This is a genomic window from Mobilicoccus pelagius NBRC 104925 (assembly GCF_000247995.1).
Lineage (GTDB): Bacteria > Actinomycetota > Actinomycetes > Actinomycetales > Dermatophilaceae > Mobilicoccus > Mobilicoccus pelagius.
The window spans coordinates 1-3,290 of record NZ_BAFE01000059.1 but is presented as its reverse complement, the minus strand read 5'-3'; the positions used below and the strand labels follow the sequence as shown (position 1 = coordinate 3,290).

Annotated in this window: 3 protein-coding genes and 1 pseudogene; all 4 read right to left on the bottom strand. The window is 67.2% G+C overall.

Translation table 11 applies throughout. The features are described 5' to 3' along the window. Positions 1-88: 88 nt before the first annotated feature. Positions 89-598, bottom strand: coding sequence for a nucleotidyltransferase family protein (locus MOPEL_RS09540; RefSeq protein ID WP_245544755.1), 510 nt, complete (start codon positions 596-598; stop codon positions 89-91). A gap of 164 nt (positions 599-762) precedes the next feature. Further along, positions 763-1,158: a VOC family protein gene (locus MOPEL_RS09535; protein WP_040633851.1), complete on the bottom strand. Its 396-nt coding sequence runs from the start codon at positions 1,156-1,158 to the stop codon at positions 763-765. A gap of 74 nt (positions 1,159-1,232) precedes the next feature. Beyond that, a pseudogene (gene istB / locus MOPEL_RS09530) lies at positions 1,233-2,056 on the bottom strand (IS21-like element helper ATPase IstB). Further along, on the bottom strand, positions 2,053-3,290 hold a 1,238-nt coding region (locus MOPEL_RS09525), incomplete at its 5' end, for an IS21 family transposase (protein ID WP_009482685.1). The pseudogene istB and the gene MOPEL_RS09525, both read right to left, overlap by 4 nt.

The following is a 3,290-nucleotide window of genomic DNA, read 5'->3' as shown; positions in this document are numbered from 1 at the left end:
TGGCTATGTCAACTCCATCCGGCCCCGGGATGACGGCCCGACTTGGCCCCAGCTGATGTGAGATCAGCGGCAGTTCAAGACGTTGAGATCACCAAGGATCGCTGGTCAGGGAGGGCCAACGTCTGCGGTAATCGGTGACCTTGGCGTCGTAGACGGTTTGGGGTGCGAGGCGTCGGTTGGGGCGCATGTGCATCGCGAAGACGTCGTCGAGGCCGAAGGGCGCGTAGATCTGTGTCCCGGTCGGACCGTCCGCTGACGCCCGGGTGAGGCCGACGCAGCACGTGGTTGAGGCGAAGGAGTCGATGGCGTCCGTGGCGCTGGTGAAGGGCGTTGCGGGCGTGCCGAACTTGGCCTCGTACCAGAGGTGGACGCGGGCCTCGTTGCGCAGCTCAATCTGGGCGGGAACGTCGTGGAAGAGGTCGGAAGCTCGGCGGATCACGGCATCCTCGGCCTCCCAGGACAGGTCGGTGTCGTCGAAGTAGAAGACGTCGTAGTCCTTGATCCCATACCCCGGAGCATGCCCCTCGACGGCGTTCCACACGTTCTGGAAGACGGCGCCTGCAGTGAGCCACCATTCTGAGAGCCCGAGGTGAGGCATTCGGTCGAGGATCGCAGCGCAGACGGGATCAGCGGCAGCGGCCGCAATGGTCCTGGCCTCCAGGGACGACGTGGGCTGGTTCACCCCGCCCATCATGGTTCATCGACCCCCGACCGCGTCGGCGACGCCACCCACGAGCGGAACCCCAGCCTCCCCGCGGCAGATCAGGATGCCTTGCGCTCCTCATCGGAGCGTAGGACGCAAAACTGGTTCTGTTCCGGATCGGCCATGGTGACCCAGCCAACGCCAGGGCCATGGATGTCTCTGCGATCGGCCACGATGCTGGCGCCCAGTTGCAGGAGGCGCTCGACCTCGTCGTCGCGTCGGCCCTCGCAAGGTCGCAGGTCGAGATGCCAGCGGTTCTTGCCGGGGGTGGGGTCGGCGACCTGGATGAACAGCAGGGAGTGGCCCGACTCAGGGTCGAGGATCATGCACTCTTCGTCTCCTGGCTCGTTCGGGTCGTCTGCCACATCGGTGTAGCCGAGGACGGTGCGCCAGAACTCGGACAGGGCGTAGGCGTCTCGGCAGTCCACCGAGGTGTGAGAAACGCGGCTCGTCATGGCCCGAGCCAAGCACGTTGGACCGCAGCACTGCCAGCGATTTTCAACGTCCGCCTCTCGGCGGATGATCGATGTCACGCGCCTGTGGAGGGGGTCTGGTGGCGTGCTCGGGTGTGGGCGAGTCGGTAGGAGTTGGTGCCGGTTTCGATGATGGTGGCGTTGTAGGTGAGTCGGTCGACGATTGCTGCGCACAGGCGGGGGTCGGTGAAGGTGTCGGTCCAGGCGGAGAAGGACTGGTTGGACGCGATCGCGATGGCGTTCTTCTCCTCGCGTTCGGTGAGGACCTGGAACAGCAGTTCGGCGCCGCGCCGGTCGAGTTCCATGTAGCCGAGTTCGTCAATGACGAGGAGGTCGACGCGGCCGTAGCGGTTGATGGTCTTGGTGAGTTGTTTCTCGTCGGCGGCTTCGACGAGCTCGTTCACGAGCCGGGTGGCGAGGGTGTAGCGGACGCGGTAGCCCTGTTCGGCGGCTGCGGTGCCGAGCGCGATGAGCAGGTGGGATTTTCCGGTGCCGGAGTCCCCGATCAGGCACAGGGGTCACCGCGGCGGATCCAGTCGCCGGTGGCGAGCTCGTTGATGGTGGCGGGGTTGATGTTGGGGTTCGCGGTGAAGTCGAAGTCGGCGAGCCACTTCTCACGGGGGAAGCCGGCGCTCTTGATCCGACGCAGGGTGGAGCGACGGTCGCGGTCATCGACCTCGGCGAGCAGGAGTTCGGCGAGGAAGCCTTGGTAGGTGAGTTGGTCCTTTGTGGCGGCCGCGACGGCGTCATCGACCACGGCGCGGATCGTGGGCAGCCGCAGCCGGCGGCAGGCCTGGTCGATCGCGGCTTGGGCGGCTTGTTCGGTGAGGCTGTGACGGGGGCGAAGACCGCCTTGGCGGTTGCTGGTGCTGGTGGTCATGGGGTTCCTGTCTGGGTGTGATGGTGGACCTCGGCGGAGACCGGGGCGGGGTCGGGTTGACGGCGGCGAAGGAGTTCGTCGTAGGCGGTGACGGTGGGCAGGGTGCGGGTGTCTTCGGGCAGGTGCGCGATGACCTGGTGTGGGTCGGTGGGGCGTCGTGGTGGCAGGTTCACGACCGTCCCGCCCCTGGTCGGGGTGGCTGGGGCGGGTGTGTGGGTGGTGGCGTGGCGGCGGGCTTCGACGGCGACGACGTCGGGGCTGGTCGCGCCGACGGACAGGGCTGAGGTGATGCCGGCGATCACGTCATCGGCGGGGAGGGATCGGTGGAGCAGGAGCACGTCGATCAACGCTTGGGTGCCGGCGACGTCGCCGCTGGTCTTGCGGGCCGCGGCCCAGAACGCGTCGTGGGCTGCGGTGAACGCTCCGGCGGCGCGGGCCTGCGCGAGGGCGGTGGAGCCGGGGAACGCGCCGGGCTTGTGGCGTAGGACTTCGAGGTAGTGGTCCAGTTCGACCCTGGTCACGCCACGGGTGCCGAGGCGGGGGTGGGTGGCGACGACGGTGCGGCCTTCGAACACGACCACGCACGAGGCCCGTAGGGATACGCGAACGCGTTGGCCGATCAGGTGGGCGGGGACGGAGTACTTGACCATGCGGACGGTGATCAGGGCGGAGCGGTCGACGCGGGGGTGGAGGATCAGGCCGGGGTCGAAGTCGTCTGCTGGTAGGGGTGCCAGGTGGTCGAGTTCGGTGTGGTAGTCCTGCCCGATCGTGTTGGCGTGGCCGGTGATGCGGCGGGTGTTGTCATCGTGTTCCCAGGCACGGATCTTGTCGTTGAGTTCGTCCAGGCTGGCGACTTCGGGCATGGGGGTGAGGTGGTTGCGGCGGAACCAGCCGACCTCGCCCTCGACGCCGCCCTTCTCGTGGGCTCCGTCGATGCCTGGCTGGCAGTAGAACGCGTCGAAGCCGTAGTGGGAGCGGAACAGCACCCAGCGTTCGTTCTCGTCGCGGAGCCGGTCGCCGCCGTGGATGACTTGGACGACGGCGGAGGTGAGGTTGTCGTAGCGGATGTGGCGGGTCGGGATCCCGCCCAGGGCGTGGAAGGCCTCGATGTGTCCTTCGAGGAAGGCTTCCTGTCCGCCGGTCGGGTAGACGCGGTGGATGGCCTTGCCGGAGTGGGACAGGCGGTAGACGAACATGTGGCACTTGGTCTTGACGCCGTCGAGGATGACGTAAA

What these genes read in the sequence shown, in the direction of transcription:
- MOPEL_RS09540 (WP_245544755.1), bottom strand. Translation starts at nt 598, where the DNA reads ATGCCTCACCTCGGGCTCTCAGAATGGTGGCTCACTGCAGGCGCCGTC.
- MOPEL_RS09535 (WP_040633851.1), bottom strand. Translation starts at nt 1,158, where the DNA reads ATGACGAGCCGCGTTTCTCACACCTCGGTGGACTGCCGAGACGCCTAC.